Here is a 16,651-nt window from a genome sequence, read left to right as displayed (position 1 = left end):
AGCCGCCGGGCGCCGATCGTCCCCGCGTGGAAAGGAGGTGGAGCTCGTGCTCGATGGTGGACCCTCGTTGTGTTTCGGTGTGCTCGGGCCGGTGCAGGTCCGGCGGCAGGGTGCGGAGATCGATCTCGGCCCCCGTCAGCAGCGGCTCATCCTCGCGCTGCTGCTGGCGAACGCGGGACAGCCGGTGGGGATCAGCGACATCGTCGACGTGCTCTGGGATCAGCGGCCGCCGCCGAGCGCGGTCAACGTCGTGCATCGTTACGTGGGGGCGATCCGGCGAGCGCTCGAACCGGGGCTCGCCGCCCGATCCGCCGGGCGTTGGCTGCTGGGCGACGCCGCCGGGTACCGGATCCAGGTCGACGCCGACGAGCTGGATCTGCTGCGCGTCCGCCGGCTCGCCGAGCAGGCCCGGTCCGACGAGGAAGCCGGTCGGCTCACCGAGGCGATGTCGGCCTACGAGACCGCTCTCGGCCGCTGGCGGGGCCCCTGCGCCGGTGCTCCGGAACTGGCCACTTTCGACCACCTGGCGTTCAGCGCGGTGGATCACGAGTGCGCCGACCTGGTGCGGGCGGCCGCCTCGCTGGCGGTGCGCCTCGACCGGGCCCGGTCCGTGCTCCCCGTCCTGCGGCGCATGGCCGAGTTGCGGCCGTGGGACGAGGCGCTGCAGGCCCAGCTGCTGCTGGCCCTGTCCGCCGACGGCAAACGCGCCGAAGCCATCACGCTCTACCAGGACATGCGGAGACGACTCGCGGACGAGCTGGGCGTCGACCCGGACGAGGAGCTCCGCGAGGCGTTCGAGCTGGTCCTGCGGCAGACCCCGGGCCGGGCGCGGATCGCCGGCGCCCCGGTGACCCCCCGTGTGCCCCCGGCGCAGCTGCCGGCCGATCTTCCGTGCTTCACCGGCCGGGACGGGGCCCGGCGCCGGACGCTGAGTCCGGTCGACGACCAGGTCCGAGCCGGGGTGTCCACGCCGGTGCTGGCCATCGACGGCCTTCCCGGCATCGGAAAGACCACGTTCGCCGTCCACCTCGCCCACCACCTCGCCGACTCCTATCCCGACGGACAGCTCTACGTCGACCTCCGGGGGTTCGATCCCGACCAGGTCCCGCTGCCGCCGGCGGAGGCACTGCACCTGCTCCTCACCGCGCTCGGGGTGCCCGACGCGGAGATCCCGGCGAGCCCGCACGCCCGCTCCGGCCTGTACCGCAGCGTGCTCGCCGGTCGCCGGATCCTGGTCCTGCTCGACAACGCCCACGACGTCGAGCAGGTCCGCCCGCTCCTGCCGGGCGCCCCGGGCGGTCTGGTGCTGGTCACGAGCCGCAGGCGCCTCACCGGGCTGGCCACCGCGCACGGCGCCCACCTGACGACGCTCGACGTGCTGCCGGCCGAGGACGCCCGGGCCCTCTTGAGCGCCCGCCTCGGTGCGGCCCGCACGGCGGACGACCCGCGGGCCGTCGACGAGATCGTCGAGCGCTGCGGCGGCCTCCCGCTCGCGTTGGCCGTGGTCGCCGCCCGGGCACTGACCCACCGGCTGACCGACATCGCCCGGGAACTGCGTACCACCCGGGGCGGCCTGGACGGCTTCGCCTGCGACGACCCGGGCAGCGACGTCCGGACGGTGTTCTCCTGGTCCTACCAGCGGCTGAGCGTCCGCGCGGCCCGGACGTTCCGCCTGCTGGCGTTGCCTACGGGGCCGGACTTCACGCTGTCGGCGCTGGCCGGCCTCGCCGGTGTGCCGCCGGCGGAGATGCGGGCCCCGGCCGGTGAGCTCGTGCGCACCGGCCTGGTCACCGAGTACCGGCCGGGGCGCTTCGCCGCCCACGGTCTGATCCGGGCCTACGCCCGGGAACTGCTGCGTTCGCACGGCGACGCGCCGAGCCGGGACCAGTCGGCGCGACGGCTCGTCCAGCACCACCGGCCGAACCGGCCGGCCGGCCCGGACCCGGCGGCCACCGGCGCGCCGCGTGGCCGCTCCCCGTCGACCGGGAGACGGCGCGACCCGGTCACCGCACGGGGGTGGTGCTCCAGGTCCGCGGATCCGTGACGTCCCCGGTCGCCGCGACCCCGCCGGCGAGCTCGACGCACTCGGCCCGCGCCGCGAGCGCCGTGGCGCCCGGCTTCGGCGTGCACCGGGTCGTCGCGACGCTCGAGCCGAACGTCTGGGACACCACCAGCACCGAGTCCTCGAGCCCGAGGTTCGCGTCCCGGCCGTTCACGGTTTCGTTGGCCGGGAGGTTCGGTGGGGCGAGGCGGGCCGGGAGCCAACCGAACTCGACCGCCGTCAGCACGCCCCCGGTCGGGCCGAACCCGACTCCGCCGCCGTAGCCCTCACCCGACCGGCTCACCCGGCTGTCGACCACCCAGGCGTACGGCGGTGCCTCGACCGTGAACGGCAACGCCACCCGCGTCGGCGACTGCGGCCGCAGGCCGGTCGCGATCCGCGCCGCGATCGCGATCTTGTCCTCGGTGCTGTCCGGGAACGACAGCAGTTGCACGGTGGCCCGGGCGTCGTCGGCCCAGTTCCAGGTCAGCCAACCCCGGTTCGTGGTCGTGGACTCCGACCAGGTCGACGGCCGTCCGTCGATGCTGGGGCCGGGGCCCTGGTCGCGACCGGTCAGTCCCGGCGCCCGGCTGGACCGTGGATCGAGCGTGATCACGACCGTCGGGCCGGTGTAGCTCCCCGCCCGGAGGCTCTCCACGGAGCGGCTCACGCTGCGGAGCGTGACCGGGAGGCCGGCCGGCAGCCAGCTCGGCGTCAACCGGGTCCAGAGCGCGTCGAACGACGTCGGGTTCGCCGGCGGTGGCCCGGTCGGGGACGGCGACGCGGAGGCCGACGAGGGAGTGGCCGGGTCGGTCGCGACCGGGCCGGGGTCCGGTGAGCCACCGCGCAGGACGCCGATCGCGCCGAACACGACCACCAGGACGGCCGCGGGCAGCAGCCACCGGCGCCGGTTCGGTGCCTCGTCCTCGTAGGTCCCGTCGAGCACCCGGGCACGGAGCGCGAAGTGGACGCCGGGCGGGAGGTCACGGGAGGGAGGCGGGAGATCGGTCACGGCTGGGTCCTCCTTACCGATCGATCGGAGCCGGCGGCGCGTGCGGCGGCCTCCGCGAGAGCCGCGGACAGGTACGCCCGCGCGCGACTGATCCGGGAACGGACGCTCGACTCGCCGATGCCGAGCACCGCGGCGGCGTCGGCATAGGAGACGCCCGACCACACGCAGAGGGCCAGTACCTCGCGCTCGGCGCGGGGCAGCGACTGGGCGGCCTCGAGCAGCCAGCGCATCCGGCGCTCGTCGTCGAGCCGGTCGACGACGTCGTCGGCGTGGTCGGGCACGCTCGGTGCCGGGCCGGCCCGGTCGCGCACCGCGGCCTGGCGGCGCAGCGACCGGTGCTCGGTGCGGACGGTGTTCGCCGCGACGGTCAGCAGCCAGGGGAGTGCGGGGTCCCGGGTGAGCGTCGTGTCGTGCCGGTGCCGCCAGGCGGAGAGGAACGTCGCGGCGGTGGCGTCCTCGGCGACCACCCAGTTCCCGGCCAGCCGGAAACAGTGGTTGTACACGGCGCGGGCGTGCCGGTCGAAGAGGGCGCCGAAGGCATCCCGGTCGCCGCGGGCCGCGGCGGTCCAGAGGGCCCGATCGTCCGTGGGCGGATCAGAGCTCGTCACATCTGCCTGAGACCGGCAGGGCCGGGTGTGTTGCAGCTCAGATCGTCACGTCCTCCGCCGGCAGGATCGTCACCATGATCGGTCCCCGTCCCGGTGCGCTGGAATATCCCTGTCTCCATCCGGCGGGACGGCGGGCCGGCGTCGGCAGAATGGGCGGGTATGGACGAGGTCGAGGTGGTCGTCGCGCACCGGCAGCGCGCGACGCTCCGGGTCGGTGACGTGTTCCTGAAGGTCGACGGCGACCCGGCGCACGCCGACGTCGAGATCCGGGCGATGAGCCTGGCGCCGGTACCGACCCCGGCGATCCGGTGGCACCGGCCGCCCGTGCTCGCGATCGCCGCCGTGCCCGGCCGGGCGCTGGGCGTGCTCGGCGAACCGTCGCCCGCGTCGCCGGCGGCGTGGGCCGCGGTGGGCGCCGCCGTGCGGAGGCTGCACGGTGCGCCAATGCCGCCGTGGCCGGGGCCCGGGCTCGACGACGTGGCGGCGGAGCTCGACCGCGAGTGCGCGTGGCTGCTCGACAACGCCGTCCTGCCCGACGCGGTGATCCGGCGCAACCGCGAGGTCGCCGAGGCCGCGCTCCGGCCGTGGAGACCGGCGTTCGTCCACGGCGATCTGCAGATCACCCACGTGTTCGTCGACGGCGACGAGGTCACCGGCATCATCGACTGGTCCGAGGCCGGCCCCGGCGACCCGATGTCCGATCTCGCCACGCTGACGCTCGGCCACGAGGAACGCCTGGACGACCTGCTGGCCGGGTACGGCGGCGGCGCGGACCGGGACGTGATCCGGGGCTGGTGGTCGCTGCGCAGCCTGGTGGCCTCGCGCTGGCTGATCGGGCACGGTTTCGATCCGGCCGCCCCGGGGTGCGAGTTCGACGTGCTCAGAGCACGGATGTAGGGCGCTCAGCGTCGGGTCCGGCTCCAGCAGCTGATCTCCATGCCGTCCTCGACCGGGAACGCCACGCTGACGTACCCGTTGGCCGGGTTACGCACGTAGCGCAGGTACCCGGCCATCGAGTCGAAGGTGGTGTCGTCGGCCACCACCAGCGCTCCCGGCGCCAGCCTCGGCTCGAGCGCGCGCAGTGCGTCGAGGCAGGCGTCCTTCCAGCCGTCCAGCAGGACCAGGCCGATCGGCCCCGGCACCTCGCGCAGCGTTCGCCGTGCGTCGCCGGGCAGCAGGGTGACCTGGTCGGCGACGCCGGCCGCGGCGAGGTTGTCCCGGGCGGCGGCGAGCTTCGTGGCGCTCAGCTCGCTGCCGTACACGTGCCCGGTGCCGTTGTCGGAGACCGCGGCGGCCAGGTAGATCGTCGAGATCCCGAACGAGGTGCCGAACTCGACGACGGTCGCGGGGCGGGCCGACCGCACCAGGGCGTAGAGGAGCTCCCCGCCGGCCGCGGAGATCGGCATGTAGACCTCCGCCCGCGACTCGGCGCGCTCGTGGTGCGGTGCGGCGAGGAACGCGCCCGGGTCGGCGAGGTCGGTGACCTGCTCGTCGTCGTGCGCGGCGGCGGCGAACAGGCGGTCGAGAACGTCGCGGAGAGGTGGGTGCGTCAGAGTCGAAGTCATTGCCCTAGAGTAGACGCAACGTCGCGTCTACTCTAGGGGGTCGTCGTGGGTGGCCCGGCTCGGCATCACGGCAATCGGCACGGCCGCAGCGAGGCCGCGCGGGAGGCCGTTCTGGAGGCGGCCGACGACCTGCTCACCGAGCGGGGCTTCGCCGGGGTGACGGTCGAGGGCATCGCGGCGCGCGCCGGAGTCGCGAAACAGACCATCTACCGGTGGTGGCCGTCCAAGGTCGACATCCTCCTCGAAGCGCTCGGGTCCGATCTGGCCCAGCACCTCACCCCGGCCGACGGCGGCACGCTGGCCGAGGATCTGCGGAAGCACCTCCGGGCGCTGGCGCGCTTCCTGACCCGGTCCGACCCGGGAATGGTTCTCCGGGCCCTGGCCGGGCAGGCGCAGCACGACCCGGAGCTGGCGGCGCGGCTGCGGGCCGAGCAGCTCGCCCCGCAACGTGAGCGCGAGGCGGCCCGGCTGCGCCGTGCCGTCGAGTCCGGGGACCTCCCGGCGGACCTCGACCTGCCGAGCGCCGTCGACCAGCTGGTCGGGCCGGTGTACTACCGGGTGCTGGTCACCGGTGAACCCGTTCCCCCCGCGTTCACCGACGCGCTCGTCGACGGCTTCCTCCGCGCGCACGGGAGTGCCGCGAACGGGTCGTGACGCACGTGCGTCGCGATCGGGGCCGGCCGTGCGCGCCGGGCCGAACAGCTGGCGTTCCGGGACGCGCCGCGGCGGGACGAGGAGCTGGCGCGAGTACGAGGTCCTCGAGCGACGCCTGAGCGAGGTGCACGGATCGGACCGCGAGGCGTACACCCGCGCGAGGTCCGGCTTCGTCAGCGCGGCCCTCGACCGGTCAGCAGGTCGGTGAGCCCGACGCCGGCCAGCGTGCCGAGCTGACGCTCGGCGGCGGACAGGTCGTGCCCGCGGGTCGCCGGGCCGGGCACCGCGACGCAGCGCACCTCTGCGGCGCGGGCCGCGGTCACGCCGGTCAGCGAGTCTCGACCGCGACCGCCGCCCCGGCGTCGACGCGGAGCCGGGCCAGTGCGGCCAGGTACAGGTCGGGAGCGGGTTGACCGGCCCGGGCGTCCTCCCGGCACACCACCGCGGCCAGCCCCGTCCGGAGACCGGCCCGGCTCAGATGACCGGTGACCCACTCGCGGCCCGCGCCGGAGACGACCGCTGTTGCTGGGCGCGGAACCGGACCCACAGCTCGGAGCTGACCACCCGGACCGTGAGCACACTGCGTGACACCCAGCTGCCGCGATCGACGAACGCCACCGCCGTGGCGACGAGCACGAACATCCACGTGGTGCGCGTGACCGCGTAGCAGGCGACCAGGCCCGCCTGGACCACGAACAGCCACAACGTCAGCGTCCGGACGTCGACCACATCGGAGAGCCGGCCGAACACGAGCGGGCTGCCCAGCGCGACGGCGCCGGCGACCGCGAGCCCGGCACCGACCACGCTCGGCGTCAGCCCTCCCTGCGCCCTCTCCCGGCGGGGATACCGGCGCCAGCACAAGACGGCGATTCCGGTGTGGTCCGGACCGAAGTCACCGCGCGTGACGTCGTCGAGCGGGCCGCCTTCCGGTTCTCAGGCCGTGCGGGTCGCGGACCAGTGGTCGAAGGTCGTGGGGCCGAGGCGGGCCGGGCCGAGCGGGACGAGGGAGTCCGGCACGATCGGGACGCCGAAGTAGCGGGCCGTGGCCGCGGATTCGACGCGACGGTGGTCGCCGTTCGCGGCCAGGACCGGGGCGATGAAGCGGGCGAAGGTTCCGCGTTCCGGGCCGGCGATCTCGACGACGCCGTTGAGCGGGGCGGACGTGGCGACCTCGGCGATCGTGGTGGCGACGTCGCTCGCGGCGATCGGTTGCAGGTCCGCGGCCGGGAGCACGACGGCGTCGCCCTGGGCCGCGCCCGCGCCCATGGCGGTGAGGTTCTCGAAGAACTGCGTGGACCGCACGGTCGTGAACGGAAGGCCCGACTCGGCGACGAGCCGCTCCTGGGCCTTCTTGGCGTCCAGGTAGCCGGGGTGGGAGAGCCGGTCGACGCCGACGATCGAGAGCACCACGTGGTGGCGCACCCCCGCCCGGCGTCCGGCGTCGAGCAGGGTGCGGGTGGACGTGGTGAAGAAGTTCGTCACGATCTCCGGGTCGAACACCGCCCGGTTGGTCACGTCGACGACCGCGTCCGCTCCGGTGACCGCGTCGGCGACGCCGTCGCCGGTGATCGTGTCGACGCCGGTCTCCGGCGCGGCGTTCACCACGTCGTGGCCCTGCAGTAAGGCGACGACTCTGGCTCCGATGAGTCCGGTTCCGCCGACGACGACGATGCGCATGGTGACTCCTCAACTCGGATAACTCTTGTCCGTGATGCTACTCGGACAAAACGTGTCCGTGTCAAGTACGCTGGCGCCATGAAGCTGTCCGGCGGGGTCGAGTGGGGGCTGCACTGCTGCGTCGTGCTCTGCGGAGCGGGTGCGCCGGTACCGGCGGCGAAGCTGGCGGAGCTGCACGACGTGTCGCCCAGTTACCTGGCCAAACAGCTGCAGTCGCTGTCCCGGGCCGGGCTCGTGCGCTCGACGCAGGGGCAGTCCGGGGGCTATCGGCTGACCCGGGACGCGGCCGAGATCACGATGCTGGACGTCGTCGAGGCGATCGACGGCCCGCAGCCCCCGTTCCGGTGCACGGAGATCCGCCGGCGCGGACCGATGGCCGTACCGCCCGAGCGGTGCACCACCCCGTGCCCGATCGCGCGGGTCATGGACTCGGCCGATCGGGCCTGGCGGGAATCCTTGCGCGCGGTGACGATCGCCGAGCTGGCCGCCGAGGTCGACACCACGACACCACGCGAGCTACTCGACCGAGCCCGTGCCTGGCTGTCGGCCTGACCCGGCGACCACGGGAATCGGGCGGCGGGAGCGTCGGAGCAACGCCCAGGCGCTGCCGGCCGCGAGGACGGCACCGAGGCCGAGAGCGAGCCAGCCGTACCCGTGCAGCCGCTGGAGCAGGCCGACGATCCCGTCGCCGAACAGGTAGGACACGCCGACCCAGCCACCCACCCACAGGGCCGCGCCGGCGGCGTTGTACCGCAGGAACGTGCGCTGCGGCATCGCGGTGACACCGGCGATCACCCCGTTGAACTGGCGCAGCCCGTCGATGAAGCGGGCGATCAGCACCACCCGGCCGCCCCGGCGGGCGAAGAACTGCTCGGCCTTGGCGAATCGCTCAGGGGTGAGGAAGACGTACCGGCCCCACCGGTGGACCGCGGATCGGCCGCCCTTCCGGCCGATCCAGTACCCGATGTTGTCGCCGATCACCGCGGCCGCGAAGGCCAGCAGCGCGACGAGCCACACGTTCAGGTGGCCCGAACTCGCGTAGATCGCCGCGGCGATCATGAGCGTCTGGCCCGGTGCCGGTACGCCGAAACTCTCCACGACGACGATCGCGAAGACGGCGAGATAGCCCCACTGGTCGAGGACGGGGGCGATGCTCTGGAGCAGTGGGGGAACCTCAGCGCTGGTCACCCTCCGCACGATCCCCGGCGAAGCTTAGGGCAGCCGAAAAAACCGATCTTTCGGACGCGGAGATGGTGCTTCGAGCCTCGCGTTGAGGCCGTTGATCGAGGTCGGGCCCTGGACCTACGGGTCGGCCCGAGCCCGCAGCCAGGCGCTCACGGCGCGCGCAGCGCGGTGCGCATCGCCTGCGCCGCCCACGTGCCGGCGTCGGTGTCGCCGTGCAGCAGGCGGGCCGGGCCGATGCCGGAGGCGATCGCGTCGAGGGTGAAGGCCGCCTGGCGCGGGTCGAGGTCCGGCGGGAGGTCGCCATGGCTGATCGCGGTGGTGATCTCCCGGACGAGCGTCGCGCGCCACTGCCGGACTCCGGTGGCCAGTTCGTCGCGCACCCGGCCCGGGCGGCCGTCGAACTCGTGGGAGAACGTCGCCACGCAGCACCCGCCCGGGTAGCCGGGGTCCATCGCGTAGCGGGCCCACGCCTCGCAGATCCCGGTGAGCCGGGGCAGGCCGCGCTCGGCGTGCCGGACCGGTTCCCACACCCGGGCCACGAAGTTCGCCAGCACCAGCCGGACGGTCTCCAGCTGGAGCTCCTCCTTGCTGCCGAACTGCCCGAGCACGCCGGACTTGCTCATCGACAACGCGGTCGCCAACCGGCCGATCGACAGCCCCTCGAGACCGTCGACCGACGCGATGTCCGCCGCCGTGCGGAGGATCGCGGCGCGGGTCTCCAGCGCGTCCACCGCGCTCCGTCGTCCGGTCATGGCCTCACTTTAGCGCACGATCGTTCGCCTTTGACGACCGAACGATCGGACGCTAAATTCGCGGTGACGACGGGAGACCTCATGACTGTCCTCGACCGGGTCGTGACGATGCGCGCGGCGACCGGCCACGACCTGGCGGCCGTCAACGACCTGCACCGCCGATGTACGACGCGGACGCTGTGCCGCCGCTACCACGCCGGCCGCGACCGGCTGAGCGCGGCCGAGTGGGGCCGGATGGTCGACCCCGCGCTCGGGCACACGCTGCTGATCACCGACCCGGCGGCCGACGACGTGCTGATCGGGTTCGCGAACGTGATGCGGACGACGCGCGACGGCACGGCCGAGGTGTCCCTGCTCCTGCACGACGAGTGGCAGGGCGTCGGGATCGGTCGGGCCGTGGCCCGTCAGCTCGTGCTGTTCGCGCGCCGGGAGGGGTTCACGACCGTCGTCGCGTGGGCCGAGCCCGACAACCGCCGGGCACTCGGCCTCCTCCGCGGGATCGGAGCGCGGCCCGACGCCGTCGAGCCCGACGAGGTCCGCTGGACGCTCCCGGTCGGGCCGCGCTGACCCCGGCCGGACGCCGGAAAACAGGCCCCCGCTACCACCACGTCTGCTCGAGCGCGCGGTCGGTTCCGCCGGTGCGGTCGAGCGCGTCCAGTGCGGCCACGTCGTCCGGCCCGAGTTCGAAGTCGAAGACCTGCGCGTTCTGCTCGATCCGTTCGCGGTGGGTGGACTTGGGCAGCACGATGAGCCCGCGCTGCAGCGCCCAGCGGATGAGCACCTGGGCGGGGGTGCGCCCGAGCCGCTCGGCGATCCCGGCCACCCGTCGGTCGTCCAGGTGGCGACCGGTGCCCAGCGGGCTGTAGGCCTCCAGCGCCACGCCGCGGCTCTCGCTCGCCTCCCACAGTTCCCGGCGGAACTCGAACGGGCTGAACTGGACCTGGTTGACGACCGGCGCCACGTCGGCGACCTTCCGCACGGCGTCGAGGTCGGAGACGCTGAAGTTCGAGACGCCGATCGAGCGCGCGTAGCCGCGTTCGTGCGCGCGTTGCATCCCGTCCCAGGCCCAGGTCGGCCCGCCCTGGGGCCAGTGGACGATGTAGAGGTCCACCGACTCGACGCCGAGCCGCTCGAGGCTGCGCTGCGCCTCGGCCTCCGGGTCGCGCAGCCCGGGGTTGAACTTGGTCGTGAGGAACACCTCGTCACGGGCCAGGCCGCTGTCGCGCAGCGCGCGGCCCACGCTGCGCTCGTTGCCGTAGGCCTGGGCGGTGTCGATGTGGCGGTAGCCGAGCTCCAGCGCCCAGCGCACCGCGTCCTCGCACTCCCGGCCCTCCGGGACCTGCCAGACGCCCAGTGCGAGCAGCGGGATCTCGTTGCCGTCAGCGAGTACCCGCGTCCGATCGTCCGTCGCCATCTCGTTCTCCTACTCGTGGTGGCCGCCGACCGTAACGTGGTTCCCCGGCGGCGGCGATTCAGGCTTCGGATCCGCCCGTCGTCCGATCGCTCCGCTGAGCGTCGTCGCCGCCGTCCTGAGCGTGGCCCTGCTGCCGGGTGGTGGCCCGGCGAGGCGGTCGAGGTCACGAACGTCGACCACATGCCCTACGCCGGCGCCGGACGCCCGGGTCAGAGCAGGGAGTTCTCGTAGGCGTAGATCACGGCCTGGACGCGGTCGCGGAGGCCCAGCTTGGTCAGGACGTGCGAGACGTGCGTCTTCACCGTCTGCTCGCCGACGAAGAGGCGCGACGCGATCTCCGCGTTGGAACGGCCCCGGGCCATCTCCAGCAGGATCTCGCGTTCCCGGCCGGTCAGCCGGTCCAGCTCGGTGGACGGGGCCGGGGCGGGGGCCGGCGCCAACCCGTCGGTGAAGCGGGTCACCAGGCGGGCGGTGACCGAGGGATCGATGAGCGCGTCGCCGCGGGCGACCACGCGGATGGCGCCGAGCAGCTCCTCGGTCGGCATGCTCTTCAGGCAGAACCCGCTGGCCCCGGCCCGGAGCCCGCGATAGATGTAGCTGTCGTCGTCGTACGTCGTCAGCAGGATGATCCTGGTGGTGCTGCCCCGGCCCAGCACGGTCTCGGTGGCCGTGAGGCCGTCCATCCGGGGCATCCGGACATCGAGCACCGCGACGTCCGGGCGCAGGCGCTCGATCTCGGTCACCGCCTCGCGCCCGTCGCCGACGTCGCCGACGCACTCCAGGTCGGGCTGGGTCTCCAGCGCGCTGCGGAACCCGGAGCGGAAGAACTCGTGGTCGTCGGCGAGCAGGACACGGATCCTCATGCGGGCTCCTTGATCGGGAGGGTCAGGTGGGTGCGCCAGACGCCGTCCGCCGGGCCGATCGTCGCGGTGCCGCCGAACAGGCCGACCCGGTGGCGGATCCCGTCGACGCCCCGGCCGGTGCCCGCCCGGCCGGCACCGCCCACCGGGTTCGTGGCGGTCACGGTGAGCGCGGCGTCGGTCTGGGTGACGGCGAGGTCGAGCGTGCCGTCGCCGTGCCGGAGCGCGTTGGTGAGGATCTCCTGGACGACGCGGTAGGTCGCGAGGTTCAGCGACTCGGGGAGGCGCTGCGGCGCCAGGCCGGTGACCTTCAGGTGCACGGTCAGGCCCGCCCGCCGGCTGCCCTCGACGAGGTCGTCGAGTGCGTTGAGGCCGGGCTGGCGGACGCCGTCGGACTCGTTGCCGTGCAGCAGGTCGAGCATCCGGCGCAGGTCGGCCAGCGCGGCCCGGCTCGACGCCTCGACCTGCTCTAGCGAGGCGGTCACCTTCGGCGAACCCGACGCCATCCCCAGCCGGGCGGCGGCCGCGTGGACGCCGACCGCGCTCACGTGGTGGGAGATCGTGTCGTGCAGGTCGCGGGCGATCGACACCCGTTCGGCCTCGACCGCGAGCGCGGCGGCCCGCTGCTGTTCCTCGGCGCGGCGCCGGACCTGTTCGATGTAGCCGCTGCGTCCGGTCGTGTGCCGGCCGAGCAGCCACGGCAGCAGCGTGTTGGTGAACGTGACCAGGATGTTCGAGGCGGTCTCGTCGTAACCCTGGAGCACCTGGGTGGCGAACATGCCCGCGACCAGCGCCCCCAGCGCCGCCCAGGCGCCCCGGCCGCCCACCCAGGCGCCGGCCCGGTAGGCGGAGAGGAACAGCCCGGCGGCGTTGCCGATGCTGTCGTGGTCACCGGTGGCCACGAGCAGCGCGGCGGCGACCCCGACCCGGACGACCGCGTGGACCACCGCCACCGGCCCGGCGGTGCGGGCCGGCAGCGCCAGCGCGAGGTCGGCGAGGACGATCGCCGCGCCCGCGACCCAGATCAGGAGATGGCCGGGCGACTGGGACGCGTGCAGCAGGAACGGTGCCCCGTCGCCGATCACGCACCCCACCGCGACCAGGATCGACTGTCGACGCAGGGTGGGGGTCTCGTCACTCTGCCGGGCACGCATGGGGTTCCTCAGCTCAGCGGTGGGCGTCGCGGACGAACCGGACGATGGCGTCCGCGCCCTCCGGGGTGGAGGCCGGGGTGTGGCCCGCGCCGGCGATCTCCCGGAACGTCGCTCGCGGGAATTGTGCCGCAGCCGCGCGGCCCGACTCGCTGGGGGTGTTGGCGTCCAGGTCGCCGCTGAGCACCAGCACCGGCACGTCGGGCAGGTCGGCGCCGGCCTCGAACGGGGACCGCGCGGTGGGGTCGTCCGGCCAGTTCAGGCACGCCCCGGTGTCGTAGTCGGCCCGGGTCGACCAGGCCCGCGCGGAGAACGGCGCGAAGTCGGCGTCGTCGAGTTCGGCGAGCGCCGCCTCGTAGTCGCCGGTCCGCTCGGCGATCGGGTCGGCGTAGTCGAACGACCGCGGGTAGTCGTGGCAGGAGGTCGCCCAGGACCCGGCGTCGGACAGCGCGAGCGGCCCGTAGGAGTAGATCTCGGCCTGCGCGAGGAGGTTCCGGCGGACCACGTCGCGCACCGGGTCGAGATCGCCGTTCCGCGCGGCGGCCACGGCGTCGACGAGCGCGAGCGTGGCGTCGGTGTCCGGCTTGTTGGAGAACACCCGGCCGGCCGCGGACGTCAGCTGCCACTCGTCGAGAGCGACCCGGTGGGTCGTGCCCCGGAACACGACGTCGAGCGACCCGGGTTCCGCGCGGAGGCGCTCCAGCACCGCGGCGAGGTCGTCGAGGGCCCGGTCGCCGTCGCACCGCTTCGTCCGCTCGCAGACCAGCCTGATCGCCCGCCGGAACGCGGCCGGTCCGACGGCGCTGGTGGGGTCCTCGTTCACCGCGTACGCCCCGGCCAGGCTCACCGTGCGCACGTGCTCGGGGAAGCGCTGCGCGTAGGTGGGCATGAGGTAGGTGCCGTACGAGACGCCGAGCAGGTCGAGGCGGTCCAGGCCGAGGGTCGCGCGGACGGCGTCGATGTCGTCGGCGACCGCGGTCGTGGCGTAGTCGGACACCCGGTCGCCCAGGTGGGCGCCGCACTCGCCGATGAGCCGGCGCTGCTCGGCCAGCGGCTCGAAGACCCGCGTCGGGCCGTCCAGGGCGGGGCAGCTCAGGGCGCTCGAGCGGCCGACGCCGCGCGGGTCGATCAGGAGCAGGTCACGCCGGTCGAGCAGGGGGGTGAGCGCCTCGGCGAACAATCCGCCGGAGAGGTCGATCGTCGAGGTTCCCGGTCCGCCGGGGTTGGGGACGATCGTGCCCAGCCCGGGACGGGACGTGTCGGTGTGCGGCACCAGCGCGAACGAGACCTGGATCGTGCCCTCGGCCGGATGCTCCCGGTCGCGGGGCACGGTGATCCGTCCGCACCGCGCCGTCGGGAGGCTGGGCAGCTCCGGGCAGGCGACCAGCGCGTTCAGCGTCGTGGTCGACACCGTGGGGGTGAGTTGCGCGCCGGCCGCCGGGGTGGGGGCGGCGGCGCATCCGGCGGCGAGCAGAGCGCTCACCGCGAGGACCGCGTGCTTCTTCATGAGGTGTCCGTTCCAGGCGAGGGGACGAGGGCGGCCGGCCGGCGAGTTCGACAATGGCAGCGGCGCCCGGCCGCGTCGTCCGTCGTTCGCGGGAGAAAAATCTCCCTCTCCCGGGGGAGGGGAAACCCTCCGTCGATTGAGGATCCGCACCGGGGCGCCCACGACGCTGAGCTGGTGAAATCACATCGAATTGCCCGCTGGAGCATCCGCCGCCCGTGGTTGGCGGTCGGCCTGTGGATCGTGTTCGTCGTCGCCTGCCTGGGGATCGGCGCGGCCGTCCCCGGACGCACCGCGACCACGCTGGAGACCGGCGTCGGCCAGTCGGCCCACGCCGAGGCGATGCTGCGCGAGGGCGGCCTGGCCGAGGCCGCCACCGAGAACATCCTGATCACCGGCCCGGCCGACGCCGCCGAGGCCGCGGCCGCCTTCGCGGGCTCCCGGTTGAGCGGTCTGCCCGAGGTGGCCCAGGTCGGCGTCCCGATCACCGCGGACGACGCGGTGCTCCTGCCGGTGGTGCTGCGCGGCGACCCCGAGACGGCCGGCGACCGGCTGGCTCCGGTGCGTGCCGCCACCGCGGCGGTGGCCGACGCGTTCCCCGCCCTCCGGGTGGAGCAGGTCGGGGACGCGTCGCTCGCCGCCGGGCTGGCCGAACGACAGGCCGCCGATCTCGACGTCGCGGCGCTGGTCAGTCTGCCGATGACGCTGTTGATCCTGCTCGTCGTGTTCGGCGCGCTGCTCGCCGCGGGCGTGCCGCTGCTGCTCGGCCTGTCGGCGGTGGCCGCGGCGTTCGGACTGTCGTCGCTGGTGTCCCACCTGGTGCCGAGCACCGGCACGACCGCGGCGATGGTGCTGCTGATGGGCATGGCGGTCGGCGTCGACTACTCGCTGTTCTACGTGAAGCGCTACCGGGACGAGCGGGCCCGGTCGCGGGGCCACGTCGACGCGGTCCGGGTCGCGGTGGAGACGTCCGGCCACTCGGTGCTGGTGTCGGGCGTCGCGGTGATCGTCGCGATGCTGGGGTTGTTCTTCGTCGGTGACGTGACGTTCGCGTCGTTGGCCACCTCGTCGGTGCTGGTCGTGGCGATCGCGATGCTCGGTTCGCTGACCGTCCTCCCGGCGCTGCTGGCCGGGCTGGGCCGGCGGATGGACCGGAAACGACGGCGGATCACCGTCCGCGCACCCCGGGTGTGGCCGGTGCTGCTCCGCCCGTCACTGCGCCGGCCGGCCGCGACGCTGGCCACGACGGTGCTGGCCCTGCTCGTGGTGGCGGCCCCGGCGTTGGGCCTGACGCTGCGCAACCCCGACGTCGACGCGCTGCCCCGCGGTGTTCCCGAGGTGGCGACGCTGCACCGGCTGATCGACGCGTTCCCCGACGAGCAGTCCACCCACCAGGTCGTCGTGCGTGCGCCCGCCGACCGGGCCGCGGCGGTGGACGCGCGGTTGCGCACGCTGGGCACCGACATCCGCGTCTCCGACGACCGGCGGGTGCACGAGCTCGTCCTGAACACCGCGGCCGACTCGGAGTCGGCCCGGGCGCGCCGCCAGGTCGAGACGCTGCGCGCCGAGCTGCCGGCGACGCTCCGCGGCCTCGACGCCACCTGGGCGGTCGGCGGCGAGACCGCGAGCTCGCTGGACTACACCGCCAACCTGGACCGGGCGCTGCCCTGGGTCGTCGGGTTCGTGCTGCTGGCCACGGCCGGGGTGATCGTCGTCGCGTTCCGGTCGCTGGTGCTCGCGGCGGTCACCGCGGTCAGCAACCTGCTGTCGGTCGGGGCCGCGTTCGGCGTTCTCACGCTGGTGTTCCAGACGTTCGGAGGCGGCACGATCGTCAGCTTCGTCCCGCTCTTCGCGTTCGCGGTGCTCTGCGGGCTGTCGATGGACTACCACGTCTTCGTGCTCACCCGCATCCGTGAGCTGGTCGCCGACGGGCTGCCCACCCGGGAGGCGGTGTCGCGCGGCATCACCGAGTCGGCCGGAACCGTCACCAGCGCCGCGGTGGTCATGGTGTCGGTGTTCAGCGTCTTCGTGCTGGGCCACGGCGTCGAGTTCAAACAGCTCGGCGTCGGCCTCACCACGGCCGTGCTGATCGACGCGCTGATCATCCGGGCGCTGGTGCTCCCGGCGGCGCTGACGCTGCTGGGGCGCCGGACGTGGTGGCCGTCGCGTCCGCCGGCCGTCGGCGTGGTCCCCGCGCCGGTGCTCGCTGCCTCCGGCGTGGAGTGAGC

18 protein-coding genes are annotated in these 16,651 nt (G+C 74.0%); 6 read left to right on the top strand and 12 right to left on the bottom strand.

Annotated elements, in window-relative coordinates; translation table 11 throughout:
- On the top strand, positions 1-2,044 hold a 2,044-nt coding region (locus tag ABD437_RS14860), incomplete at its 5' end, for an AfsR/SARP family transcriptional regulator (RefSeq protein ID WP_344649403.1).
- Here the strand turns inward: ABD437_RS14860 and ABD437_RS14855 are convergent.
- On the bottom strand, positions 2,004-3,053 hold the full coding sequence (locus ABD437_RS14855; protein ID WP_344649402.1) for a hypothetical protein: 1,050 nt from the start codon (positions 3,051-3,053) through the stop codon (positions 2,004-2,006). The two genes, ABD437_RS14860 and ABD437_RS14855, sit on opposite strands and share 41 nt — an antisense overlap.
- A complete protein-coding gene (locus ABD437_RS14850; RefSeq protein ID WP_344649401.1) occupies positions 3,050-3,661 on the bottom strand; it encodes an RNA polymerase sigma factor in 612 nt (203 codons plus the stop codon). The genes ABD437_RS14855 and ABD437_RS14850 overlap by 4 nt, the downstream gene beginning before the upstream one ends.
- A 159-nt stretch (positions 3,662-3,820) precedes the next feature.
- Here ABD437_RS14850 and ABD437_RS14845 point away from each other — a divergent pair, with 159 nt between their 5' ends.
- Positions 3,821-4,558, top strand: a complete 738-nt coding sequence (locus tag ABD437_RS14845; RefSeq protein WP_344649400.1) for an aminoglycoside phosphotransferase family protein — start codon at positions 3,821-3,823, stop codon at positions 4,556-4,558.
- A gap of 5 nt (positions 4,559-4,563) precedes the next feature.
- Here ABD437_RS14845 and ABD437_RS14840 read toward each other — a convergent pair whose 3' ends face one another.
- Positions 4,564-5,226: an O-methyltransferase gene (locus ABD437_RS14840; protein WP_344649399.1), complete on the bottom strand. Its 663-nt coding sequence runs from the start codon at positions 5,224-5,226 to the stop codon at positions 4,564-4,566.
- Between the two features lie 45 nt (positions 5,227-5,271).
- Here ABD437_RS14840 and ABD437_RS14835 point away from each other — a divergent pair, with 45 nt between their 5' ends.
- Positions 5,272-5,880, top strand: a complete 609-nt coding sequence (locus ABD437_RS14835) for a TetR/AcrR family transcriptional regulator (RefSeq protein WP_344649398.1) — start codon at positions 5,272-5,274, stop codon at positions 5,878-5,880.
- A gap of 173 nt (positions 5,881-6,053) precedes the next feature.
- Here the strand turns inward: ABD437_RS14835 and ABD437_RS14830 are convergent, their stop codons facing one another.
- The 3 genes from ABD437_RS14830 to ABD437_RS14820 form a co-directional block, all read right to left on the bottom strand.
- Complete coding sequence (locus ABD437_RS14830; RefSeq protein ID WP_344649397.1) at positions 6,054-6,203, bottom strand: hypothetical protein; 150 nt, start codon at positions 6,201-6,203, stop codon at positions 6,054-6,056.
- A 151-nt stretch (positions 6,204-6,354) separates the two neighbouring features.
- Positions 6,355-6,684: a hypothetical protein gene (locus ABD437_RS14825; protein ID WP_344649396.1), complete on the bottom strand. Its 330-nt coding sequence runs from the start codon at positions 6,682-6,684 to the stop codon at positions 6,355-6,357.
- 129 nt (positions 6,685-6,813) lie between these two features.
- Positions 6,814-7,557, bottom strand: a complete 744-nt coding sequence (locus ABD437_RS14820) for an SDR family oxidoreductase (RefSeq protein ID WP_344649395.1) — start codon at positions 7,555-7,557, stop codon at positions 6,814-6,816.
- A gap of 78 nt (positions 7,558-7,635) precedes the next feature.
- On the opposite strand from ABD437_RS14820, the gene ABD437_RS14815 reads away from it, so the two are divergent.
- The gene (locus ABD437_RS14815; RefSeq protein ID WP_344649394.1) at positions 7,636-8,109 is read left to right on the top strand and encodes an RrF2 family transcriptional regulator; all 474 of its coding nucleotides are present in this window, start codon (positions 7,636-7,638) and stop codon (positions 8,107-8,109) included.
- Here ABD437_RS14815 and ABD437_RS14810 read toward each other — a convergent pair.
- A complete protein-coding gene (locus tag ABD437_RS14810; protein ID WP_344649393.1) occupies positions 8,074-8,745 on the bottom strand; it encodes a DedA family protein in 672 nt (223 codons plus the stop codon). The genes ABD437_RS14815 and ABD437_RS14810 overlap by 36 nt on opposite strands.
- Positions 8,746-8,891: 146 nt before the next feature.
- Positions 8,892-9,494, bottom strand: a complete 603-nt coding sequence (locus ABD437_RS14805; RefSeq protein WP_344649392.1) for a TetR/AcrR family transcriptional regulator — start codon at positions 9,492-9,494, stop codon at positions 8,892-8,894.
- 81 nt (positions 9,495-9,575) lie between these two features.
- Here ABD437_RS14805 and ABD437_RS14800 point away from each other — a divergent pair, with 81 nt between their 5' ends.
- Positions 9,576-10,061, top strand: coding sequence for a GNAT family N-acetyltransferase (locus tag ABD437_RS14800; protein WP_344649391.1), 486 nt, complete (start codon positions 9,576-9,578; stop codon positions 10,059-10,061).
- A 31-nt stretch (positions 10,062-10,092) separates the two neighbouring features.
- On the opposite strand, the gene ABD437_RS14795 is transcribed toward ABD437_RS14800, so the two are convergent.
- From ABD437_RS14795 to ABD437_RS14780, 4 genes are all read right to left on the bottom strand, one after another.
- Positions 10,093-10,908: an aldo/keto reductase gene (locus tag ABD437_RS14795; RefSeq protein ID WP_344649390.1), complete on the bottom strand. Its 816-nt coding sequence runs from the start codon at positions 10,906-10,908 to the stop codon at positions 10,093-10,095.
- A gap of 209 nt (positions 10,909-11,117) precedes the next feature.
- Positions 11,118-11,771 carry a response regulator gene (locus ABD437_RS14790; protein WP_344649389.1) on the bottom strand — a complete coding sequence of 218 codons (654 nt, stop codon included), beginning with the start codon at positions 11,769-11,771 and terminating at the stop codon, positions 11,118-11,120.
- Positions 11,768-12,922: a sensor histidine kinase gene (locus ABD437_RS14785; protein WP_344649388.1), complete on the bottom strand. Its 1,155-nt coding sequence runs from the start codon at positions 12,920-12,922 to the stop codon at positions 11,768-11,770. The genes ABD437_RS14790 and ABD437_RS14785 overlap by 4 nt, the downstream gene beginning before the upstream one ends.
- 13 nt (positions 12,923-12,935) lie before the next feature.
- Positions 12,936-14,426 (bottom strand): alpha/beta fold hydrolase, encoded by a 1,491-nt coding sequence (locus tag ABD437_RS14780; protein ID WP_344649387.1) that lies wholly within the window; start codon positions 14,424-14,426, stop codon positions 12,936-12,938.
- 174 nt (positions 14,427-14,600) lie between these two features.
- Between ABD437_RS14780 and ABD437_RS14775 the strand changes: the two genes are divergently transcribed.
- The gene (locus ABD437_RS14775) at positions 14,601-16,649 is read left to right on the top strand and encodes an MMPL family transporter (RefSeq protein ID WP_344649386.1); all 2,049 of its coding nucleotides are present in this window, start codon (positions 14,601-14,603) and stop codon (positions 16,647-16,649) included.
- The last annotated feature ends 2 nt before the right edge of the window (positions 16,650-16,651 follow it).

Origin of the sequence: Cryptosporangium japonicum, assembly GCF_039524755.1 — a bacterium.
Taxonomy (GTDB): Bacteria; Actinomycetota; Actinomycetes; order Mycobacteriales; family Cryptosporangiaceae; genus Cryptosporangium; species Cryptosporangium japonicum.
The sequence above is the reverse complement of the archived record's forward strand: the minus strand, read 5'-3'. Positions and strand labels throughout refer to the sequence as shown.

Excerpts from the sequence above, each read along its gene's own strand:
- ABD437_RS14845 (WP_344649400.1), top strand. The coding sequence starts at position 3,821 with ATGGACGAGGTCGAGGTGGTCGTCGCGCACCGGCAGCGCGCGACGCTC.
- ABD437_RS14840 (WP_344649399.1), bottom strand. The coding sequence starts at position 5,226 with ATGACTTCGACTCTGACGCACCCACCTCTCCGCGACGTTCTCGACCGC.
- ABD437_RS14820 (WP_344649395.1), bottom strand. The coding sequence starts at position 7,557 with ATGCGCATCGTCGTCGTCGGCGGAACCGGACTCATCGGAGCCAGAGTC.
- ABD437_RS14815 (WP_344649394.1), top strand. The coding sequence starts at position 7,636 with ATGAAGCTGTCCGGCGGGGTCGAGTGGGGGCTGCACTGCTGCGTCGTG.
- ABD437_RS14805 (WP_344649392.1), bottom strand. The coding sequence starts at position 9,494 with ATGACCGGACGACGGAGCGCGGTGGACGCGCTGGAGACCCGCGCCGCG.
- ABD437_RS14800 (WP_344649391.1), top strand. The coding sequence starts at position 9,576 with ATGACTGTCCTCGACCGGGTCGTGACGATGCGCGCGGCGACCGGCCAC.
- ABD437_RS14795 (WP_344649390.1), bottom strand. The coding sequence starts at position 10,908 with ATGGCGACGGACGATCGGACGCGGGTACTCGCTGACGGCAACGAGATC.
- ABD437_RS14790 (WP_344649389.1), bottom strand. The coding sequence starts at position 11,771 with ATGAGGATCCGTGTCCTGCTCGCCGACGACCACGAGTTCTTCCGCTCC.
- ABD437_RS14785 (WP_344649388.1), bottom strand. The coding sequence starts at position 12,922 with ATGCGTGCCCGGCAGAGTGACGAGACCCCCACCCTGCGTCGACAGTCG.
- ABD437_RS14780 (WP_344649387.1), bottom strand. The coding sequence starts at position 14,426 with ATGAAGAAGCACGCGGTCCTCGCGGTGAGCGCTCTGCTCGCCGCCGGA.